We start from the raw sequence: 18,981 nt of genomic DNA on the forward strand, positions 1-18,981 counted from the left end.
GAACAGGCCCAGACACCACTCACCCGAGCGCGTCGCACCACAGGGTCTTCGTCAGGGTGGTCACCAAAAAAGCCACCACCACCGCCACGTCCAGACACCCACACACGCAGGCACCCACACGCACACGGCCAGGGTTGCTCTCTCAGACACCCAACAGCGCGCCCCCCACCCCCACACACAGCAGGAGAAAAGGGGGGAAGTTTGTTTCCTCTTCAGCCACCCGGTCGGCCCTACCCCCGGGGCCAGAACCCCACAACGGGGCCCCGATCCTCACGAGGCAGCACCAACTCCACATTCACCAAGCCCACCCGGCAGCACCCACACGGATGCCACCCACTTCGGGCTCCTTAGAAAGGAGGTGATCCAGCCGCACCTTCCGGTACGGCTACCTTGTTACGACTTCGTCCCAATCGCCAGCCCCACCTTCACGCGCTCCCCCCACCAAGTGGTTAGGCCACACGTTTCGGGTGTTGCCAACTTTCATGACGTGACGGGCGGTGTGTACAAGGCCCGGGAACGTATTCACCGCGGCACTGCTGATCCGCGATTACTAGCGACTCCACCTTCATAGGGTCGAGTTGCAGACCCCAATCCGAACTGAGACCGGCTTTTCGGGATTCGCTCCACCTCACGGCATCGCCCACCCGCTGTACCGGCCATTGTAGCATGTTTGCAGCCCAAGACATAAGGGGCATGATGACTTGACGTCATCCCCACCTTCCTCCGAGTTGACCCCGGCAGTCTCCCATGAGTCCCCACCATCACGTGCTGGCAACACAGGACAAGGGTTGCGCTCGTTGCGGGACTTAACCCAACATCTCACGACACGAGCTGACGACAGCCATGCACCACCTGTCACCCACCAACCAAATGACCCCACATCTCTGCAGGTCCACAGGCAATGTCAAGCCTTGGTAAGGTTCTTCGCGTTGCGTCGAATTAAGCAACATGCTCCGCCGCTTGTGCGGGCCCCCGTCAATTCCTTTGAGTTTTAGCCTTGCGGCCGTACTCCCCAGGCGGGGCGCTTAATGCGTTAGCTACGGCACGGAAACCGTGGAAAGTCCCCACACCTAGCGCCCAACGTTTACAGCATGGACTACCAGGGTATCTAATCCTGTTCGCTACCCACGCTTTCGCTCCTCAGCGTCAGGTAAGGCCCAGAGACCCGCCTTCGCCACCGGTGTTCCTCCTGATATCTGCGCATTTCACCGCTACACCAGGAATTCCAGTCTCCCCTACCTACCTCAAGCATGCCCGTATCCACTGCACACCCACAGTTAAGCCGCGGGCTTTCACAGCAGACGCGACACGCCGCCTACGAGCTCTTTACGCCCAATAATTCCGGACAACGCTCGGACCCTACGTATTACCGCGGCTGCTGGCACGTAGTCAGCCGGTCCTTATTCCCCCCCTACAGTCAACCCCGAGAACACCCGAAGCCTTCGCCAAGAGGAAAAGAGGTTTACAACCCGAAGGCCGTCATCCCCCACGCGGCGTCGCTGCGTCAGGCTTTCGCCCATTGCGCAAGATTCCCCACTGCTGCCTCCCGCAGGAGTCTGGGCCGTGTCTCAGTCCCAGTGTGGCCGGTCGCCCTCTCAGGCCGGCTACCCGTAATCGCCTTGGTGAGCCATCACCCCACCAACAAGCTGATAGGCCGCGAGCCCATCCCCAACCAGAAAAAACCTTTCCACCCCCCACCATGCGGCACGAGGTCCTATCCGGTATTAGACCGCGTTTCCACGGCTTATCCCAGAGTCAGGGGCAGGTCACTCACGTGTTACTCACCCGTTCGCCACTCACCACCCCCAAAAGAGATGGCGCGTTCGACTTGCATGTGTTAAGCACGCCGCCAGCGTTCGTCCTGAGCCAGGATCAAACTCTCCATCAAAGGCCACACACCCCCACACCCAGGCACAAACGCACCCACACGCAGGGGCAAACCTCGAAGAAAATCAACCCTGACCAACCACAACACCCACACCACACAGGCATGAAGCGCCATGGCCAACCAAAGGAACCCCACAACACCCCCACACAAGGGGGCATCACACAGGGGCCAAAAAACAAACATGGCTAAAGAAAAACAAACACGCGCTGTTGAGTTCTCAAAGAACAACCACCCACCCCACACAAGCCAACCACCCAAAAACCCAGGCAGCCAACTCTTCAGAAGCAGCGGCAATCCAATTTTTCAATCACCTAAACACTACCAGGTTCTACCCACCCCGAATCCCAACCGGAACCCGAGAACAAGCACAACCCTTCCACACTACCCCCGAACACCCGCCAGTCAACAAACCAGCGCCGTTCCCTTGGGAGTACCCCCACCCTAACCCGCCACCCACAGTGCTCAAACCATCAGGCCCGAACTGTCTGGCTGACCGAGGACTGCCCCGAGTGCCGCATGTAGCGCCGTTCAAGTCAGGATGCGCCCGGTGCCCGTGCCCGGTTCGGCGTAGAGCCAGTCGACGTCGAGCTCGACTATGGCGATACCCGCGGTGGGGAAGGACGTCAGGCTCCCACTCCCGGTGAACAACGCCGCGAGCTGGGCCATCGTCGGGTTGTGCCCGACCACCATGAGGGTGCCTACCTCGGGGTCGACCATGTGCACCAGGTCCAGGATCGTCTCTGGATCGGCACCGTACGCCGCCTCCTCGAAGTCGACCGTCGGCCGTTTCGGCAGGCTCGCCATGGCCAGCTCCAGCGTCTGGCGCGTACGCGCGGCCGCGGAGCAGATGACGTGGTCGGGGACGACGCCCTCGGACACGAGGGTGGACCCCACGGCCTCGGCCTGGCCGCGTCCGATGCTCGTTAGCACCCGATCGCGGTCGGAACCGTTGTCCTCCTCGGCCTTCGCATGGCGGACGAGGATCAGCAGCCGGCTCATGGCGACAGCACCGTTGCGACCACTGAGACCAGCGCCATGAACCCGAACATGACCCCAACGATTATGGCGAGTCCGCGCATTCCGGTCACCACGCTGTCACTCCCATCTGCACGGTCGATCGCGCACAGCCTAACGCTCCGGGGGAACTCGCCTACGACCAGCGTGAACACGCCGCGAAGACGAGCGCCCCAACGCTAATACACGGTCGCGCCCGCGTCGCCGTGGCCCTCCGGCTGCCTGGTCAACGCCTCGGTCATCGCTGGAATGTCCTGGTACTCGCGCCAGTGCACGATCAGACCGTCGCGGACCTCCAGTACAGCGACGCAGGTCACCGAGGACCGCACACCCGTGGCGATGACCGTTCCAGCCAGCTCGTACTCAACGACGATGACCTCAGGATCGTCGGTTTGGTGGGTGGCCAGCTCACGGAACTGCTCGAAGCGCACCAGCAGGCCCGCTCCACTTTCGCCGTAGTAGGACAGCCACGCCTCGCGCCCCTCGTAACGCCGCGTGCCCTCGGGGGCGAACGGTGTCTCGACAACGACATCCTCGGCCAGTAGCTCCGCGGGGAGGAGCGTAGCGTTCGCCCCCTCTCCCCGCAGGAGCTCCTCCTGCATACGCCGGTAGACCGTGAGGGGACCCGCTGTTCCGGTTGCTGAGGGAGCCATGATCGAAACCTCCGAGGCAATAATATGAGCGTGACTCATGATGCAACATAATGAGTTCGACTCATTTTGTCTACGGGGAGATCCGATGTATCGAGACGGTGCGCCGTCCTCCAGCGACGACCCTGATAAGCGCCGAGTCCGTGCCGACGCGCGCCGCAACCGGGCGCACATCCTCGCTGCGGCCGAGGCCGTGTTCGCCGAGCACGGCGCGTCGGCTTCGACCGAGGCGGTGGCCGCGCACGCTGGCGTCGCGATCGGCACGGTGTTCCGACACTTCCCGACCAAACCCGAACTGCTCCAGGCCGTGGTGATGAACCTGTTGGACCAGCTCGTCACCGAGGTCGACGCACTGGTCAACGACTCCGATGCCGTGACCGCCCTCTTCGCGTTCTGCGAGCGTGTCATGGCGGTCAGCGCCCAGAACCGGGCCGTGTTCGAACGGCTCGCGGAGACCGGAACTCGGGTCCAGGTCAGCGACGCCCTCACGCGTCTCCGGCCCGCCGTCGACGAGCTGCTCGACCGCGCTCAGCAGGCAGGCGCCGTCCGCGGCGACCTGCGACCGGGCGAGCTGGTCGCCCTGCTCGCGGCGATCTGCCAGGAAGCGGTCACCGACAAGTGGAGCGCGCGATTCCAACACCGCGCACTGGACATCCTCTTCACGGGAATACGACCATCCGGCATACCCTGACCGCGACCTCGCGCCACACATGGTCACCGCGACACCGCCACGGAACAGGGCTGAGCCGGTGCGTACGGGCGGTCGACACGAGGACCGGTGACCACGCCTTGGCGGCTCCACCGGTGGGTGCCCTCGGGACGAGACGACCGCCCCGGTCCCATATGGGACCGGGGCGGTCGCGGTGCGGCACTACGGGCGTGGCCGGGACGGTCAGTCCTTGGCACCGCCATCGGCGGCCGGTTCCTGCTCCTTCTGTTCGCCGGACTCGCCCTCGGGCTCCTCCACGGAGGACTTGACCGGGTCAACCTTGTCCGCGGACGCGTCCACGCTCGGAGTCTCGTCCTCGCCCGCGGTGACGCTTCCCATCGGCTCGTCACCAGCGCTCCGCTTGGTCCAGAGGACGGCGCCGATGATCAGTGCGACAGCGACGGCGGCGATACTCAGCCGCAGGACAGTGTTGTCCTGGTAGATCACCACGCTCGGCGCGATGATCAGCGCAACCAGGTTCATCACCTTCAGCAGCGGGTTGATGGCAGGGCCCGCGGTGTCCTTGAACGGATCGCCGACCGTGTCACCGATGACCGTGGCCTCGTGGGCGTCCGATCCCTTGCCGCCGTGGTGGCCGTCCTCGACCAGCTTCTTGGCGTTGTCCCACGCGCCACCGGAGTTCGCGAGGAAGACCGCCATCAGCGCACCCGCGGTGATCGCGCCGCCGAGGAAAGCGCCCAGCGACGCGTACTGGAGCGCGAAGCCCACCGCGATCGGGGTCATAACGGCCAGCACGCCAGGTGTGATCAGCTCCCGCAACGAGTCGCGGGTGCAGATGTCCACCACCCTGGCGTACTCGGGCTTCTCCGTGCCGTCCATGATCCCTGGCCGGGTGCGGAACTGGTTGCGTACCTCGACCACCACACGGCTGGCGGCGCGGCCGACCGCCATAATGGCGACAGCCGAGAACAGGAACACCACCGACGCCCCGATGATCACGCCAACGAGGACGTTCGGTTCGTCGATGGAGAGGCTGAACGTGTCCGCGGCCGCGCCCAGCTCTGCCTCGACCGAGGTGCGGAACGCCCCGAAGAGCGCGGTCGCCGCGAGTACGGCCGTCGCGATCGCGATGCCCTTGGTGATGGCCTTCGTTGTGTTGCCGACGGCGTCCAGGCTGGTCAGGACGTCTGCGCCCTTCCCTTCGACGTCTCCGGACATCTCCGCGATGCCCTGAGCGTTGTCGGCCACCGGGCCGAACGTGTCCATGGCCACGATGACGCCGACCGTAGTCAGCAGGCCCGTGCCGGCCAGCGCGACCGCGAACAGGCTGATGGTGATCGACTGCCCACCGATCAGGAACGCCGCGTAGACCGCCCCCGCGATGAGGAGGGCCGAGTAGACCGCTGACTCCAGGCCGACCGAGATTCCGGACAGGATGACGGTCGCCGGCCCGGTCTCCGAGCTCTTTCCGATGTCCTTGACCGGACGCCGGTTCGTCTCCGTGAAGTAGCCCGTCAGCAATTGGATCGCGGCGGCCAGGATGAGGCCGATGAGCACCGAGCCGATCGCGATGATCCGCGGGTCTCCGTCGAGGCTGGCGATCTCGTTGTCCACGCCGTTCAGGTCGGCGAAGCTGCCCGGCAGGTAGACGAAGGAGGTCACCGCGACGAGGACCGCCGAGATCACCGCCGAAAGGAAGAAGCCCCGGTTGATCGCCGACATCGCGCTCTTGTCACCGGCCCGCGGTGCGACGATGAAGATACCGATGATGGCGGTGATGACCCCGATCATCGGCACGAGCAGCGGGAAGACCAGCCCTTCGACGCCGAACGCCACCCGGCCGAGGATCAGCGAGGCCACCAGCACAACGGCGTAGGACTCGAAGAGGTCGGCGGCCATGCCGGCGCAGTCACCGACGTTGTCGCCCACATTGTCGGCGATGGTCGCGGCGTTTCGGGGGTCGTCCTCCGGAATCCCCTGCTCGACCTTGCCGACCAGGTCGGCGCCAACATCGGCGGCCTTGGTGAAGATACCGCCGCCGACACGCATGAACATGGCGAGCAACGCGGCGCCGAACCCGAATCCTTCGAGCACGATGGGGGCCTGGCCCTGGTAGACGAGGACCACGATCGCCGCGCCGAGGAGCCCGAGGCCGACGGTGAACATTCCGGCGACCCCGCCCGTGCGGAACGCGATGCGCATGGCGGTCCGCTCGCTGTTCTCCCCGCCTTCTCGGGCGGCAGCGGCGACGCGCACGTTTCCGCGCACCGCGAGCCACATACCGATAAACCCGGTCAGGGCGGAGAAGACCGCGCCCAACGCGAAGAACACTGATCGTCCGTACCGAACCGCTTCGGTCTCCGCGGGAAGCAGCAGGAGAAGCAGCGGAATAACGATGACGAAAACGATCAGGGTGCGGAACTGGCGTTTCAGATACGCCGCCGCGCCTTCCTGAACCGCGAGCGCGATGTTCTGCATTCGCTCTGTGCCCTGCCCGGAAGCGAGCACTTCACGAACCAGCCAACCCGCGGTAGCGAGCGCGAGCAGCGCCACCACCACAACCAGGCCGACCAGTGTGAAGTTCATGCCTTCCAGGGCAAGAGCCGAGCCGCTTTGCGCGGCGAGGCTGTGCCCAGACAAACCGTCCTCCTTGCGACGAGCATGTACCGGCCCCGCGCTTGGCCGTACCGCCGTCCGGATTGAGCCGCCCTGGCGACCCGACGGCACGCGTAGCAGGGTTGTTCGGCTGCCACCACTACCAATTCAGCTCATCGGCCCCACTGTTCGCAGCAGGCACGATGCTCCGGGATTCTACGCACCAGTGTCGCCAAAAGTGAGGGGAGGGCCACAACTTCTGTGTGGCGGGAGTGAAACGTGACCAGAGAGCGACCCGAATAATATGAGATTTCATATTAAAGGGGAAGAATTGCTCTAATTTCGCAAAAGGGAATCAAGACGACATAAAGGATGGAGCGGGCGAAAGCCCGCACACACTGCCCTCCGGATACCTGCCGTAGGGGACACCCGCCGGATCCACCGGCGTTCGGCGTCGTTCGGGTGCTCTATGGCCTTCCGGGCGCGCCGCGGCGGTTCAGCGACCGACCTTGCGGAGCCGCAACCCGCTGGTGTCGATGACGGGCTCGGCATCGCCGTCGCCGTCGAGCTCGTCGGCGACGCTCCTACCGTACCGGGCCGCACCGAGAGCGTCGACGTTGTTGGGGGCCACGCGGCCGTAGTCGGCCACGCGCTCGGCCCCGCGGCGCAGCAGGCGAGCCGCCCCGACCCGGTTACCCCGTTGCGCGTGGGTCAGCCCGACCGCGAGCTGCGCGAGGCCGCGCCACAGTTCCCGGTCATCCTCGGGAGCGCTCTTCCACACAGCTTCCAGGACCTCGTGCGCGTGGAAGGCGTATCCGTCGTCGAGCAGCCCCTGCGCCTTGTCGAGCCCCTCGTCGGGGGTGAACACCGCGTCGCCGGGGATGCGCGGGATGCCCTCGGCCGAGCCGTGGGGCAGCGGGCGCCCGTAGCGGTCCCTGGGGCGCTGGTTCTCGGCGCGCCCTTCGGTGTCGCGGTCGCGGTCGCTGGTTCGCCCGATCGTGTTCATCCCGGATCGTTCCCCTCTTGCGGCCGGCGCCCAACGTCCTCCTCCATGATAGGCGGCTACATATCCGGTTCGGTGTCGCGCAACCAGCCCAGCAGTGCACCGGTGACGCGGTCGGGCTGCTCCTGGTGCGGGAAGTGCCCGGCGCCGTCGACCATTCGCCAGCGGTAGGGAGCGTCGACGTAGCGCCCCGACCCCTGGGCGGTGCGCGGAAGGAGGAACGGGTCCAGCGCACCGTGGATCTGCAGCACCGGAACGTCGATCGACTTGCGCATCCGGCGCATGTAACGCCGCCCGTCCGGCCGCACCTGCGAGCGGAACAGCCAGCGGTGGCCTTCGAGCGCGCAGTGCGCCACACCGGGGATCTGGAAGGCGTCCCGGCAGTGGCGCTCGGTGGTCGGGTCCGGCCACCCCGGCCGCGACCAGGCTCTGAGCATTCGCGCGACCAGTTCGGCGTCGTCGGCCACAAGGCGGCGCTCGGGCACCATCGGGACCTGGAACCCGAGGAACGGGCGCCCGGCCCATCCCTGGCCGGACGTCAGCAGCGAGCCGCGCAGCCGCCGTGGGTGCGGCATGGACAGCACCGCCAGGCGGCGCACCGACTTCGGGAAGTAGCCGGCCAGGGTCCAGGCGAGCAACCCGCCCATCGAATGGCCGAGCACGGCAGCGTTGGCCGCGCCAAGCGCGCGGATCAGCCCTGCGACGTCGGACGCCAGGGTGATCAGGTCATAGCCGCGCGGAGGCTTATCGCTCGCCCCGTATCCGCGCAGGTCCATCGCGACAGCGCGGTATCCGGCCGCGGCAAGCGCCGTCATCTGCTCCTGCCAGGACCACCAGAACTGCGGGAAGCCGTGCAGGAGCAGCACCAGTGGGCCGTCGCCGGCCTCAGCGACGTGGAAGCGCGTTCCGGCGGCGCTGACCGTGCGGTGCGTCCACGGCCCGTCGATCAGGACGGCCGATTCCTCAGGCATCCCTCACCAGGTCATTATGGAGGTCCGCCTCAAAACTCGGCGGGGTGCTCGCGCCGCAGGACCGCGGCGGTCCGCGACATCGTGGAGCTGGTCAGCGGAAGCCCCTGCATCCGGGTGAGTTGGCGCTTCCCGATGAGGACCAGGACCACGGCGAGCACCAGGTAGAAAGCGGTGACGATCAGGAACGCGAGCCACGGCGCGAGCCCAGCGCTCCACAGCGCGAGCCCGACGGTGACCGAGGCCAGGATCAGGACCATGTGCGCCAGCACCGCGGCACCGACGAACATCACGGAGCCCTTGGCCACCTGGCGAGCGTCCCGGGCGAGCTCCAGCTTCGCGAGTTCCAGCTCAAGACGCACAAGCCGGGACATGTTCCCGCCGGCCTCGGACACAAGCTCGCCCAGAGAACGCTCGGCGGCGTCGAACTCCTCCCGGCCCCCCGACTGGTTCTCAGACATCGAGGTGGCTCCCTTCATTCGGACAAATGTCCCCCCGCATCCTTCCACATCTCTCGGCACCGCCACGCCCCCTGGCACGCGAGTATTCCCGCGTCTCGTGAGTGGAACCGCGGTGGACCGCGCCGCCTCCGAACCGCGGAGGCGGTGCGGGGAGACGCCGCACAGAGGCCGGGCCGCGCGGAAGCCGCCAATCCAGTGAGGCGCGTTGGGTGTGCCGCAATGCTCAGCCCGCCGTACCGCGGAGGCGTACTCCGGCTACGACGGCGGTAATGATCAACATTATTGCGGCAATCAGGGATGCGGCGGCCAATCCCTGGGTGAAGGCATGCTGCGCGGCTTGACGTACCGCTTCGGCACGTGGTCCGAGTGAGTCGGCGAACTCGAGTGTGGCGCCGAGCGAGTCACCGGAACGAGCATCAGCACCGGCGGGCAGGGAGGGCAGGAGGAGGCGGTAGGCGATGGCCAGGACCGAGCCCAGCACGGCGATGCCCAGCCCGGAGCCGAGTTCGAAGGAGGTCTCTTGGATCGCCCCCGCCTCGCCTGCGCGGTCAGCGCTGGCGGTGGTCATGATGGCATCGGCGCCGAGTGTCATCACCACGCCAGCCCCAAGGCCAGCGACGATGAGCAGAGCCCCCGAGGTGACAGCACCGGGTTGTACGGCACTCGCAAGCATGCCGGCCACGCCGACAAACGCCGCACCGAACATGGCCAAAGAACCGGCAATCCCCCAACGGTACGTCCACCAGGCGGCCAGCCGGGGAGCGAGCACCGCTCCGAGCGCGCTGGCCACCGCCAGAGGCACCAACGCCAGGCCCGCTTGCAGGGGCGAGTAGCCCTCTACGAGTTGCAGCAGCTGGGTGGCGAAGTACAGCAGCGTGGCATAGCAGCCGAAGCACACGAACACGGACAGCGTTGCCGCGGAGAAACGCCGATCCGAGAACAACGAGAGATCCAGCAAGGGGTGGCGCAGGCGGCGCTGCCGCTGGATGAACCACACCAACAGGCCCAGCCCCGCCGCGCCGGTGACGAGCTCGACCGCATCCAGCGAAACCTGTTCAGCGATGCGCTTGAGGGAGAAGACCACGGCGCCGAGACCGACCACCGAGATCGCGGCGCTGAGCCCGTCCCACCGGCGGGGCGCGGGATCGCGGGACTCTGGGATGAGACGGGCTCCCGCCACAACGGCGAGGACAACCACGGGCACGTTGACCAGGAACACCGCTCCCCACCACCAATACTGCAGCAGCAGTCCGCCCAGCACGGGGCCGAGTGCGGCACCGACGCTGTTGGCCGAGGTCCACAGCCCGAGTGCGAGGGCACGTTCGCGCCGGTCGACGAACACGTTTCGGATGATGGCTACGGTCGCGGCCATCATCATGGCCGCGCCGAGCCCGAGCGCCGCACGCGCCACGATGAGCTGGTCCGCGGTGCCCGAGGCCGCCGCACCGGCCGAGGCGAGCCCGAACACGGCAAACCCGCTCAGAACCAGGCGTTTACGGCCCCACCGGTCGGCGAGGGTGCCGAATGTGACCAGCAGGGCGGCCACTGTCAACGGGTAGATGTCGACGATCCACAGCAGCTGGGCCGTACTCGGCAATAGCTGGCGGCTGATCGTGGGCACCGCGACGTGCAGCACTGTCAGATCGATACCGACGAGCAGCAGGCTCGTACACAGCACCCCCAGAACAGCCCACCGCCGCACCGGCGCAACGCCTGGGGCCTCGGGAGCGCTACCTGTCCGGGACAAAGGCTCAGTACTCACGCAGAGAAGGCTCCCCAGCTACCTCCATTCACAGCAAGTACTGTCTTTTTTGTGCTGTAGTGCCAAGTTGTATACCTTTGCAGGTCAACCTGTCGGCGAGGAAAGACGGAAGGTCATGCGCGAAGACGTGGAGCAGATGCCGGACTACTGCACGATCGAGGTGGCCATGAGCGTGCTCGGCGGCAAGTGGAAACTCGCCATCCTCAACCACCTCTTTGGCGGCCCCCTGCGCTTCGGAGAGCTCAAACGCGCCCTGTCCACCATTACTCAACGGATGCTGACCCGGCAGCTGCGTGAACTCGAGGCCGACGGGCTGATCGTCCGGACCATCTACCGCGAGGTACCCCCCAAGGTCGAATACTCGCTGACGGATACCGGACGCAGCCTCGAAAGCATCGCCGCCCAGCTCGACCAATGGGGGCAGTGGTACCGCGAGACCCAAGCCACCCGGGCAACCGCCAACAACCCGGCCGTATGACGGTCCCCTTCGAGCCGGCGTAGCCCGGCACCCGATCACCGGGGCCGGGCACCCGCGCGCGTTCGGCGATCGCCGCCGCCGGATCGGCACCGGACGGGTTGCGGCCGAGGTGGCTGGCCAGCACACAGGATGCGGTGCGCTGTCGGGCCGCCGGCCCCGGGAGAACCCGGGGCCGGCGTGCACCGTGAGAGCTGCGGCCCCGACCGGGCGCCACAGCCGCACGTGCGACGAGGAGCGGTCAGTCCTCGCTGCCACTCCCCTGTTCGAACTTGCGCCGGATCGTCTCCATGGACTGGGAGTCGGTCAGTGTGGAGACGTCACCGAGGTCGCGGTTCTCCGCGACATCGCGCAGCAGCCGGCGCATGATCTTGCCGGAGCGGGTCTTCGGCAGCTCCGGCACCACCATGATCTGCCGCGGCTTGGCGATCGGGCCCAGCGAGGCCGCGACATGGTCGCGCAACTCCTTGACGAACGCCTCGCCACCCTCACCGGCCTCGCCGCGCAGGATCACGAACGACACGATGGCCTGCCCGGTCACGGGGTCGGAAGCTCCGGTGACGGCCGCCTCGGCGACACTCGGGTGCGCCACGAGGGCCGACTCCACCTCGGTCGTGGAGATGTTGTGGCCCGATACCAGCATGACGTCGTCGACGCGGCCGAGAAGCCAGATGTCGCCGTCCTCGTCGCGCTTGGCACCGTCGCCGGGGAAGTACAGGCCCTCGAACTGCGACCAGTACGTCTTCTTGTAACGCTCCGGGTCGCCCCAGATGCCGCGCAGCATCGCCGGCCAGGGCTCGCGGACGACGATGTAGCCGCCCCCGCCATTGGGAACGGACTCCCCGTTCTCGTCGACGACGTCGACGACGACACCGGGGATGGGTTGCATAGCGGCGCCCGGTTTGCCAGAGGAGACACCCGGCATCGGAGAGACCATGATCGCGCCGGTCTCGGTCTGCCACCAGGTGTCGACCACCGGTGTGCGGTCGCCCCCGATGTTCTTGCGGTACCAGGTGTAGGCCTCGGGGTTGATGGGCTCACCGACCGTGCCGAGTACCCGCAGGCTGGACATGTCGTACTGCGCGGGGATGTCCTCGCCCCACTTCATGAACGTGCGGATGGCGGTCGGCGCCGTGTAGAGCAGCGAGACGCGGTACTTCTGCACGATCTCCCACAGCCGCCCCTGGTGCGGCGTGTCCGGCGTGCCCTCGTACATCACCGAGGTCGCTCCGTTGGAGAGCGGGCCGTAGACGATGTAGGAGTGGCCGGTCACCCAGCCGATGTCCGCGGATGTCCAGAACACGTCCGACTCGGGTTTCAGGTCGAACACCGCCCAGTGCGTGTACGAGACCTGGGTGAGGTAGCCGCCGGTGGTGTGCAGGATGCCCTTCGGCTTGGCGGTGGTCCCGCTGGTGTACATGATGTACAGCGGGTGTTCGGCATCGTGCGGCGGCGCCTCGTGCTCGGTGCTCTGGCGGTCGACGATGTCGTGCCACCAGAGGTCCCGGCTCTCGTCGAAGTCGACGTCCTGGCCGGTGCGGCGCACAACAAGGACGTTCTTGACGGCGGGCCGGTCCTTGACCGCGCCGTCGACAGCGGGCTTCAGGCTGCTCGGGCTGCCGCGGCGGTACCCGCCGTCGGCTGTGATGACGAGTTTGGCCTCGCTGTCGTCCAACCGGGTGCCCAGCGCGTCGACCGAGAAACCACCGAACACGACCATGTGGACGGCGCCGATACGGGCGCACGCCAGCATCGCGACCACGGTCTCGGGGATCATCGGCATGTAGATGGCGACGCGGTCGCCCTTCGTCACGCCGAGTTCCAGCAAGGCGTTCGACGCCTGGCAGACCATGTCCTTGAGCTGGGCGTACGTGATCGTGCGGGTATCGCCCGGTTCGCCCTCCCAGTGGAGCGCCACCCGGTCGCCGTTGCCCGCGTCGACGTGCCGGTCGACGCAGTTGACGGACGCGTTGAGGGTGCCGCCGGTGAACCACTTGGCGAAGGGCTCGTTCCACTCCAGGACGTTGGTCCAGGGCTGATCCCATTGCAGCCGGCTCGCCTGCTCCTCCCAGAAGCCGAGCCGGTCGGCGGCAGCGGCGTCGTAAGCGTCAGCCCGCACGTTCGCACTGGCAGCAAGATCCGCGGGCGGTGGAAACCTCCGCGTCTCCTGAAGAAGGTTGGACAGTGTCTCGTGCCCCTGCTCCTGGGGAGTCTCAGCCACTGTGATGCTCCTTACTGTTGCGGTCTCACCCAATAAATCATGTAGTCGACAACACTTCATCAACCCGGCTGTTGCGGTCACAAGAGGCGTGCGAGGTAAGTCGCCGGTGAGCCGGACGCATAGGGTTCGGAGATGTGAGTGCCGTACGAGCGTCAGAGTCAGTTGACCCACTGCAGCGGATCGCGGAGCTGCCCGGAATAGCCGAGGCGGTGCGCGAAACGCGGGCTATCGTCGATAGCCTCCTTGGCCATCGCATCCTGCGGCGGCGCAGTAGCGACGTCTCCATGGAGGCCGCGCTGCGTGGTGCCCGCGCGTCGGCCATCCTGGAGGGGGCCGCGGACGCCCCGTTGGAACAGGTGCGCGCCGGGGAGCACGACGAACCGCGCGTCAAGGGGGCGCTGCGCGTCTCCGGCGAGATGGGCACGCTCGTCGAGACCTGGCCGAAGGCGCCGCGCCAGGTCCTGGCGCGGCTGCACACGCTGGCCGCGGCCGACGCCGTGCCGAGCGCCGGGCTCGGCCGCCCGCGGACCGACGACGACCACGCCGCCGACCCCATGGGAGTCGGGCCGGCCCCGGACCCTGCGCGGATGTCCATCCGGCTCGACGCACTGACCGACCTGCTCACCACCCGGACCTCGGCGCCGGCCCTGGTCGTTGCCGCCATCGTGCACGGTGAGTTGATGGCGCTGCGCCCGTTCGGCTGGGGCGACGGGGTCGTTGCGCGCGCGGCCGAACGGCTGACGCTGGTCGAGCGCGGCCTCGACCCGAAGGCGCTGGTCCCTTCGGAGCTGGGGTACCTGGAACTGCGCGAGCGGTACACGCCGGCGCTGCGCCAGTACCTCACGGGCACCCCGGAGGGGGTGGCGGAATGGGTCGTGCTGTGCTGCGACGCGGTCGCCGAGGGAGCACGCGACTCGCTCGCCACATGTGAGGCGCTGAAGCGCGGGTAGGTGGTCATGGCCGCCCGTCGGCCCGGAAACGGTTGCCCATGGTGCCGAGCGGGCCTTCTCGTGCATCACAGATCTATTGCATTGTGTTCTGGACGAGAAGGATCGAATCGGGCTTGCGTCCGAATCGGGCGCACCCAGCGAACGGCGCCCCGAGCGGCCTCAGGGCCCGGCTCAAGGCGCCGCCGCCGACACCTCCACCGGGCTATCAAGCGTGCGATTCCATAGTCTGACCAGGCCATCGCCTGATCTAGACGTGCCTCCCGCGGCTCAGTGACGCGTGGGTACCCGGCTTCCGTGTCTAGTGGGTCCACCCCACCTTGTACTTTCCGTTCTACGTCACCACAAGCGCGTTGAAAAGCCCTCGAACGAACGCGTTCCCGCTTGGCGGTGTACGTACCGTGCTAACGTTGCGTGTTAGAACTGTTACCTCGGTGCAGACGTACTGTTCGTACCGGCGGAGGAGAGCCCCCTTTCCCTCGCCCCGGGGCGAAGTTCCGGACCGGACGACACGTGCGCGTTACCAAGGTTTCAGCCCCTACGTACCCAAGACCCCCGCACTTGTGTGACGATATGGTCGCTACCGCGTGCGGACCGTAGGGCTACGAGTGTCACGAAAAAGCCTTATCTGGAAAACGGAGCCGGCTCTACCCCCCCAGAGCCGGACCGTTAGACGGCCCCCGCTCTCCCCCCGGCGGGGGCCGTCCCTATTTTGCGGGCTCCGCGGTGGCCGCTGGCCGCCGCGAGCCCCGTACCGCACGCTGGGACCGTGACCGTACCCAGCGACTACGGCTCCGATCCGGAACGCTTCCGCCTGGCCAGCGCCGTCACAGACAGGTACCTCAGAGCGCCCGGTACGCACCCCTGGTCGCGGACGTCCTGCTCCGCGAGTGCGCTGGCAGCGGAACCGTGGTGGACATCGGCTGCGGCGACGGCGCCCTGGCGGCGGTCCTGCCTCATCCGCCCCCGGTCCGCGTCATCGGCGTCGACGCGTCGGCGACCATGCCGGCCACCCACCCCGGCACAGCGGTGCGGGCCGACGCGAGAGCGCTCCCGCTGGCCTCCGGCGTCGCCAGCGCGGCCGCAGCGGTCACCGTGCTCGACCACATGGACGAGCCGACCGCGGCGATCCGCGAGGCCCATCGCGTTCTCAAACCCGGAGGGCTGTTCCTGGCCACCGCGATCAGCCGCGGCGACAGCCCGGAACTCGCGCACGTCTGGCGGCCGGTAGCGACCAGCTTCGACGCCGAAGAGGCGCCGGCGCTCGTCGCGTCGGTTTTCGGCTCGATCGGCGCACACCGTTGGGACGCGCCACTGATCGACCTGCCCTCAAGCGGCGCCGTACGCGACTACCTGATCGGGCGTCAGGTACCGCCGGAGCGGGCGGCCGCGGCGGCGTGCCGGGTGCCCACCCCTCTCACCCTCACCAAGCGGGGCGTGCTCATCAGCGGTCGGAAGAAGCGGGGGACCGGATAGCCGCCGGCGCTCGTCGCCGCGCACCGCTCCGCACGGCTAGCGGCTCCCTCCCGTATCGGCGGGGATCCGGGGTGCCACCGTGGCGCCGGTTCGGGCGAGCATGGCGCTCCGGGCGGTCGCACGCTGTCCACAGGCCGTGGATACGGCTTTCGGGTGCCGGCGCCGTCCGGTGAGCGTGGAGGCACGTCTCACGCACACCGGGAGGCCCCATGGACGCCCAGCCGCAGCACACGCATCAGCGCCCGCTGCTCATCACCGATGATCCCACCCTGCTCGACGACCTCCTCCGCCTCGCGGCGGCCGCGGGCGTCGAGGCGAACGTCGCGCACGCGGCCGCGCACGCCGGACGCGACTGGCCAACGGCGCCCCTTGTCGTCGTGGGCACCGACCTCCTGCCCGCGCTGGCGGCACTGGAGCCCGAACGCCGCGCCGATGTCGTGGTGGCCGGGCCCGAGACGCCCGGTTCCACCGACGGCTCCGGCCCGGCCTGGGACTCCGCGTTGCGGATCGGCGCGCAGACGGTGTTCTCGCTGCCCCGCGACGAGACCCACCTGGCCGACCTCCTTGCCGAGTCCACCGAGACACGCACGGACCGGTCCCGCGTGGTCTCGGTCATCGGCGGCCGGGGAGGCGCCGGCGCGAGCCTCCTCGCGGTCGCGCTGGCGCTGGCGGGCGAGCGGGCCGGCCAAGGGGTGGCTCTGGTCGACGCCGACCCCCACGGAGGCGGGCTCGACCTGCTCCTCGGGCAGGAACACGCCGAAGGGGCGCGCTGGGACGACCTCATGCAACGCCAGGGGCGCATGAGCTGGCCGGCGCTGCGCAAGGCGCTTCCCGAGGCCTCCGGTGTCGTCCTCGTGACGTGGTCGCACGGGCCGGCGCGCGCCGTTCCCAGCACCGCGATGCGCGCTGTTCTCGCGTCGGCGACCCGAGGGGCCGACCTCGTGGTCGCCGACCTTCCCCGCTGCCCCGATCCCGGCGCCGAGGAGGTGCTGCGGCGCACCTCGACGGCCCTCATGGTGGTCCCCGCCGAGGTCCACGCCGTGATGTCAGCGGTGCGGCTCACCGCCCGCCTGACCGACCAGGTCGCCGACCTGCGACTGGTCGTTCGTGGCGCGTCTCCCGCGTTTCCCGCCGAAACGGTCGCGAACGCCCTGCGCCTGCCGCTGGCCGGCGACATCGCCACCGAGCCCGCTCTGACCCGCACCCTCCGGCAGGGCGATATCCCGGCCACTCGTCCCCGGTCCCCGCTGCGCCAGTTCGCCGACGAAGTCGTCGCGGACGTCCACGGGCACTGGACACGAGCCGAGGCCAGCGGATGACCACCGCATCTCACACCCCCGCGCCCGACCCCGTCCTCCTCGAAGCGGTGCGCGCCCGCCTGGCACGCGAGGGCGCCGAGCCCTCGCCCGCACGCGTGGCGGCCGCGCTGCGCGCCGAGGGCGGGGTTCTCGGCGACGCCGAGATCCTCGCGATTGTCCGGCTGCTGCGCGCCGACCTCACCGGAGCCGGGCCGCTCGACCCGCTGCTGGCCGAACCACGCATCACCGACATCCTGGTCAACGGGCCGTCGGAGGTCTGGGTCGACGACGGTTCCGGCCTCCGCCGGGTCTCTGGGGTCCACTTCCCCGACGACGACGCCGTCCGGCGGCTCGCCCAGCGATTGGCGGCGCAGGCGGGCCGGCGGCTGGACGCCGCGGCACCCTGGGTCGACGCCCGACTGCCCGCTTCCGGTGCCCGGTTGCACGCCGTGCTCCCACCGGTGGCGCCCGAACGCACCTGCCTGTCCCTGCGGCTGCCTCGGCAGTCGGTGTTCTCCCTCGCCGAGCTTGTCGAGTCCGGAAGCATCCCGCCGTGCGGCGCCCACCTGCTCCGGGCGCTGACCACCTCCCGGTGCGCATTCCTGATCTGCGGGGGTGCCGGCACAGGCAAAACCACCCTGTTGTCGTGCCTGCTGTCCCTGGTCGACCCCAGCGAGCGGCTGCTGCTCGTCGAGGACTCCGCCGAGCTGCGGCCCGAACACCCGCACGTGGTCCGGCTGCAGGCCCGACCGCCCAACATCGAGGGGATCGGCGAGGTCAGCCTGCACCAGCTGGTGCGCCAGGCCCTCCGCATGCGCCCCGACCGGCTCGTGGTGGGAGAGGCCAGAGGCAGCGAAGTCGTTGACCTGCTGGCCGCGCTTAACACTGGCCACGAAGGCGGAGCAAGTACGGTTCATGCCAACGCGGCGGCCGACCTGCCCGCGCGCATTGAGGCCCTCGGGTGCGCCGCCGGGCTCAGTCGCGAGGCCGTGCACAGCCAGCTCGCCGCCACCCGGGTGCTCGTGGTGCACCTGGTCCGCGAGCCGTCCGGAGCGCGCCGCGTGGCCGAGATCCGGACGCTGCGGCGCGGCACCAGCGGCCTGGTTCGCGCCGTTCCCGCGGTCGAGTTCACCGCGAGCGGGGACCTCGTGCGGCACGAGGCGCTCCGTGACCTCACGTCCCTCGTGGGAGCACACTGGCTGCCCGCCACCGCGGTCGAGGGGTGACCCCGCTGTGCTTGGTCTCGATGGCACGGGCGGGTGGCTCACAGCACCGCCCGCGTGGCTCCTCGCCCCCGAACTTCCGGGATGTCTGCTGTTCGTCGGCGCCGGCGGATGGGGCCTGCTCCGGCTGCTGCCCGGTGCGCCCGTGCTGCGGGTGCGAACCCTGGCCGCGCAGCGGAGACGCCCCGAGGGTGGCGGCCGCGCCACGCGAGCGCGGGCGGCACTGCACCACCTTCTCGACTCCGTGCTCGGGCGGGCGCGGGCTCGCCGCAGGCGCGCAACCATCGAGCTCTGCCGCGGCCTGGCCACGGAGCTTCGTGCCGGCCGGCC

14 protein-coding genes, 1 rRNA gene and 1 pseudogene are annotated in these 18,981 nt (G+C 68.2%); 7 read left to right on the forward strand and 9 right to left on the reverse strand.

Features of this window, described 5'->3' with window-relative positions; translation table 11 throughout:
* Positions 1 to 351: 351 nt before the first annotated feature.
* The 3 genes from F4561_RS26915 to F4561_RS26925 all read right to left on the reverse strand — a co-directional run bounded on the left by F4561_RS26915 (position 352) and on the right by F4561_RS26925 (position 3,555).
* Positions 352 to 1,888: ribosomal RNA gene (locus F4561_RS26915) — 16S ribosomal RNA — on the reverse strand.
* Between the two features lie 528 nt (positions 1,889 to 2,416).
* Positions 2,417 to 2,887: a SixA phosphatase family protein gene (locus tag F4561_RS26920; RefSeq protein WP_184582924.1), complete on the reverse strand. Its 471-nt coding sequence runs from the start codon at positions 2,885 to 2,887 to the stop codon at positions 2,417 to 2,419.
* Positions 2,888 to 3,081: 194 nt separating this feature from the next.
* Positions 3,082 to 3,555, reverse strand: a complete 474-nt coding sequence (locus F4561_RS26925) for a nuclear transport factor 2 family protein (RefSeq protein ID WP_184582926.1) — start codon at positions 3,553 to 3,555, stop codon at positions 3,082 to 3,084.
* Between the two features lie 85 nt (positions 3,556 to 3,640).
* Here F4561_RS26925 and F4561_RS26930 point away from each other — a divergent pair, with 85 nt between their 5' ends.
* Positions 3,641 to 4,243 (forward strand): TetR/AcrR family transcriptional regulator, encoded by a 603-nt coding sequence (locus tag F4561_RS26930; RefSeq protein ID WP_184582928.1) that lies wholly within the window; start codon positions 3,641 to 3,643, stop codon positions 4,241 to 4,243.
* Between the two features lie 201 nt (positions 4,244 to 4,444).
* Here F4561_RS26930 and F4561_RS26935 read toward each other — a convergent pair whose 3' ends face one another.
* From F4561_RS26935 to F4561_RS26955, 5 genes are all read right to left on the reverse strand, one after another.
* Entirely contained in the window at positions 4,445 to 6,862 is a 2,418-nt protein-coding gene (locus F4561_RS26935) for a sodium-translocating pyrophosphatase (RefSeq protein WP_184582930.1), read from the reverse strand.
* A gap of 451 nt (positions 6,863 to 7,313) precedes the next feature.
* Complete coding sequence (locus F4561_RS26940) at positions 7,314 to 7,823, reverse strand: DUF309 domain-containing protein (RefSeq protein ID WP_184582932.1); 510 nt, start codon at positions 7,821 to 7,823, stop codon at positions 7,314 to 7,316.
* Between the two features lie 56 nt (positions 7,824 to 7,879).
* Complete coding sequence (locus tag F4561_RS26945) at positions 7,880 to 8,791, reverse strand: alpha/beta fold hydrolase (RefSeq protein WP_184582934.1); 912 nt, start codon at positions 8,789 to 8,791, stop codon at positions 7,880 to 7,882.
* A gap of 29 nt (positions 8,792 to 8,820) precedes the next feature.
* Positions 8,821 to 9,249 carry a phage holin family protein gene (locus F4561_RS26950; RefSeq protein ID WP_246437298.1) on the reverse strand — a complete coding sequence of 143 codons (429 nt, stop codon included), beginning with the start codon at positions 9,247 to 9,249 and terminating at the stop codon, positions 8,821 to 8,823.
* Between the two features lie 223 nt (positions 9,250 to 9,472).
* Entirely contained in the window at positions 9,473 to 11,011 is a 1,539-nt protein-coding gene (locus F4561_RS26955) for an MFS transporter (RefSeq protein ID WP_312885560.1), read from the reverse strand.
* Positions 11,012 to 11,126: 115 nt separating this feature from the next.
* On the opposite strand from F4561_RS26955, the gene F4561_RS26960 reads away from it, so the two are divergent.
* The gene (locus F4561_RS26960) at positions 11,127 to 11,489 is read left to right on the forward strand and encodes a winged helix-turn-helix transcriptional regulator (RefSeq protein WP_184582938.1); all 363 of its coding nucleotides are present in this window, start codon (positions 11,127 to 11,129) and stop codon (positions 11,487 to 11,489) included.
* A 238-nt stretch (positions 11,490 to 11,727) separates the two neighbouring features.
* Here the strand turns inward: F4561_RS26960 and acs are convergent, their stop codons facing one another.
* On the reverse strand, positions 11,728 to 13,707 hold the full coding sequence (acs, locus tag F4561_RS26965) for an acetate--CoA ligase (protein ID WP_312885561.1): 1,980 nt from the start codon (positions 13,705 to 13,707) through the stop codon (positions 11,728 to 11,730).
* 134 nt (positions 13,708 to 13,841) lie between these two features.
* On the opposite strand from acs, the gene F4561_RS26970 reads away from it, so the two are divergent.
* The 5 genes and pseudogenes from F4561_RS26970 to F4561_RS26990 form a co-directional block, all read left to right on the forward strand.
* Positions 13,842 to 14,657, forward strand: coding sequence for a Fic family protein (locus tag F4561_RS26970; protein ID WP_184582940.1), 816 nt, complete (start codon positions 13,842 to 13,844; stop codon positions 14,655 to 14,657).
* A 723-nt stretch (positions 14,658 to 15,380) separates the two neighbouring features.
* Positions 15,381 to 16,130, forward strand: coding sequence for a class I SAM-dependent methyltransferase (locus F4561_RS26975; RefSeq protein ID WP_312885562.1), 750 nt, complete (start codon positions 15,381 to 15,383; stop codon positions 16,128 to 16,130).
* A 209-nt stretch (positions 16,131 to 16,339) separates the two neighbouring features.
* On the forward strand, positions 16,340 to 17,449 hold the full coding sequence (gene ssd / locus F4561_RS26980; RefSeq protein WP_184582944.1) for a septum site-determining protein Ssd: 1,110 nt from the start codon (positions 16,340 to 16,342) through the stop codon (positions 17,447 to 17,449).
* Entirely contained in the window at positions 17,446 to 18,654 is a 1,209-nt protein-coding gene (locus F4561_RS26985; RefSeq protein WP_184582946.1) for a TadA family conjugal transfer-associated ATPase, read from the forward strand. Before ssd ends, F4561_RS26985 begins: the two co-directional genes overlap by 4 nt.
* Positions 18,655 to 18,661: 7 nt before the next feature.
* Positions 18,662 to 18,981 (forward strand): annotated as a pseudogene (locus F4561_RS26990) (hypothetical protein); the annotation flags it as partial.

The organism is Lipingzhangella halophila, from assembly GCF_014203805.1.
GTDB classification, from domain to species: domain Bacteria; phylum Actinomycetota; class Actinomycetes; order Streptosporangiales; family Streptosporangiaceae; genus Lipingzhangella; species Lipingzhangella halophila.